At 49.1% G+C, this 3,096-nt stretch carries 1 rRNA gene; it reads left to right on the forward strand.

Going from position 1 to position 3,096, the window contains the following annotated elements:
* Positions 1–153 precede the first annotated feature (153 nt).
* A 23S ribosomal RNA gene (locus QQK05_RS18610) occupies positions 154–3,029 on the forward strand.
* Positions 3,030–3,096 lie beyond the last annotated feature (67 nt).

Below are 3,096 nucleotides of genomic sequence, written 5' to 3' on the forward strand. Positions count from 1 at the left end.
TTGCTGTGTCGCGCAGTAATAATCAACCTGATAGATAACTTCCTTATTATCTATCATTCTAATTCAAGATACTCTATTGAGTACGTGAAAATGTCAGAATACATTTAGTTAGCGGTTTGTCTCGCTAACACTCAAAACTATTTGGGGTTGTATGGTTAAGTGACTAAGCGTATGTGGTGGATGCCTTGGCAGTTAGAGGCGATGAAAGACGTGTTAATCTGCGATAAGTCTAGGTAAGGTGATAAAAACCGTTACAGCCTAGAATTTCTGAATGGGGAAACCCAGTGCCATAAGGCACTATCCTTAGGTGAATACATAGCCTAAGGAGGCGAACCGGGAGAACTGAAACATCTAAGTACCCCGAGGAAAAGAAATCAACCGAGATTTCGTTAGTAGCGGCGAGCGAACGCGAATTAGCCCTTAAGCTTGTGGGCGTTAGTGGAATGTTCTGGAAAGGACAACGATACAGGGTGATAGTCCCGTACACGAAGACAAACATAAGTGAAATCGAGTAGGTCGGCACACGTGAAATGTTGACTGAATATGGGGGGACCATCCTCCAAGGCTAAATACTCCTAACTGACCGATAGTGAACCAGTACCGTGAGGGAAAGGCGAAAAGAACCCCTGTGAGGGGAGTGAAATAGAACCTGAAACCGCATACGTACAAGCAGTGGAAGCCTTCGGGTGACTGCGTACCTTTTGTATAATGGGTCAGCGACTTATATTTAGTAGCAAGGTTAACCGATTAGGGGAGCCGTAGCGAAAGCGAGTGTTAACTGCGCGTTCAGTTGCTAGGTATAGACCCGAAACCCGGCGATCTACCCATGGGCAGGTTGAAGGTTGAGTAACATCAACTGGAGGACCGAACACACGTATGTTGAAAAATGCGGTGATGACTTGTGGGTCGGAGTGAAAGGCTAATCAAGCCGGGAGATAGCTGGTTCTCCCCGAAATCTATTTAGGTAGAGCCTCGGACGAACACCATTGGGGGTAGAGCACTGTTAAGGCTAGGGGGTCATCCCGACTTACCAACCCTTTGCAAACTCCGAATACCAATGAGTGATATCCGGGAGACACACTATGGGTGCTAACGTCCATAGTGAAGAGGGAAACAACCCAGACCGCCAGCTAAGGTCCCAAAGTACTAGTTAAGTGGGAAACGATGTGGGAAGGCTTAGACAGCTAGGAGGTTGGCTTAGAAGCAGCCACCCTTTAAAGAAAGCGTAATAGCTCACTAGTCGAGTCGGCCTGCGCGGAAGATGTAACGGGGCTAAACTAGTCACCGAAGCTGCGGATTCATCCTTGTGATGAGTGGTAGGGGAGCGTTCTGTAAGCCGTTGAAGGTGTGTTGTAAAGCATGCTGGAGGTATCAGAAGTGCGAATGCTGACATGAGTAACGATAAAGGGGGTGAAAAACCCCCTCGCCGAAAGACCAAGGTTTCCTGTCCCATGTTAATCAGGGCAGGGTAAGTCGGCCCCTAAGGCGAGACCGAAAGGTGTAGTCGATGGGAAACAGATTAATATTTCTGTACTTCTATATAATGCGATGGAGGGACGGAGCAGGCTAAGCAAGCATGGCGTTGGTTGTCCATGTGAAAGTAAGTAGGTTGAGAACTTAGGCAAATCCGGGTTCTTAAGACTGAGATACGAGACGATGTCCTACGGGACAGAAGTTGTTGATGCCATACTTCCAGGAAAATCTTCTAAGCTTCAGTTATATAGGAACCGTACCCCAAACCGACACAGGTGGTTAGGTAGAGAATACTAAGGCGCTTGAGAGAACTCGGGTGAAGGAACTAGGCAAAATAGTACCGTAACTTCGGGAGAAGGTACGCTCTCTAATGTGAACGACTTGCTCGGTAAGCATAGGAGAGTCGAAGTAACCAGGTGGCTGGAACTGTTTATTAAAAACACAGCACTGTGCAAAATCGAAAGATGACGTATACGGTGTGACGCCTGCCCGGTGCCGGAAGGTTAATTGATTGGGTTAGCTCTGCGAAGCTCATGATCGAAGCCCCGGTAAACGGCGGCCGTAACTATAACGGTCCTAAGGTAGCGAAATTCCTTGTCGGGTAAGTTCCGACCTGCACGAATGGCGTAATCATGGCCACACTGTCTCCACCCGAGACTCAGTGAAATTGAAATTGCGGTTAAGATGCCGTATACCCGCGGCTAGACGGAAAGACCCCGTGAACCTTTACTATAGCTTGACAGTGAACATTGCTCCTACATGTGTAGGATAGGTGGGAGGCTTTGAAGCATGCACGCCAGTGTGTGTGGAGCCATCCTTGAAATACCACCCTTGTATGCGTGATGTTCTAACCTAGGCCCCTTAGCGGGGTTGGGGACACTGTCTGGTGGGTAGTTTGACTGGGGCGGTCTCCTCCCAAAGCGTAACGGAGGAGCACGAAGGTTGGCTAAGTACGGTCGGACATCGTACGGTTAGTGCAATGGCATAAGCCAGCTTAACTGCGAGACAGACACGTCGAGCAGGTGCGAAAGCAGGTCATAGTGATCCGGTGGTTCTGTATGGAAGGGCCATCGCTCAACGGATAAAAGGTACTCCGGGGATAACAGGCTGATACCGCCCAAGAGTTCATATCGACGGCGGTGTTTGGCACCTCGATGTCGGCTCATCACATCCTGGGGCTGAAGTCGGTCCCAAGGGTATGGCTGTTCGCCATTTAAAGTGGTACGCGAGCTGGGTTTAGAACGTCGTGAGACAGTTCGGTCCCTATCTGCCGTGGGCGTTTGAGAATTGAAGAGGGCTGCTCCTAGTACGAGAGGACCGGAGTGGACGAACCTCTGGTGTTCCGGTTGTATCGCCAGATGCATTGCCGGGTAGCTACGTTCGGAACTGATAACCGCTGAAAGCATCTAAGCGGGAAGCAGGCTTTAAGATGAGTTCTCACTGGAGATTTAATCTCCCTAAAGGGTCGTTGGAGACTACAACGTTGATAGGCTGGGTGTGGAAGCGCTGTGAGGCGTTGAGCTAACCAGTACTAATTGCCCGTGAGGCTTAACCATACAACACCCAAGTGGTTTTGTGTGATGACATGAAATGCACGTACGAAATAGATTGAATTAGATATAT

The organism is Thalassotalea loyana, assembly GCF_030161435.1.
GTDB lineage: Bacteria > Pseudomonadota > Gammaproteobacteria > Enterobacterales > Alteromonadaceae > Thalassotalea_G > Thalassotalea_G loyana.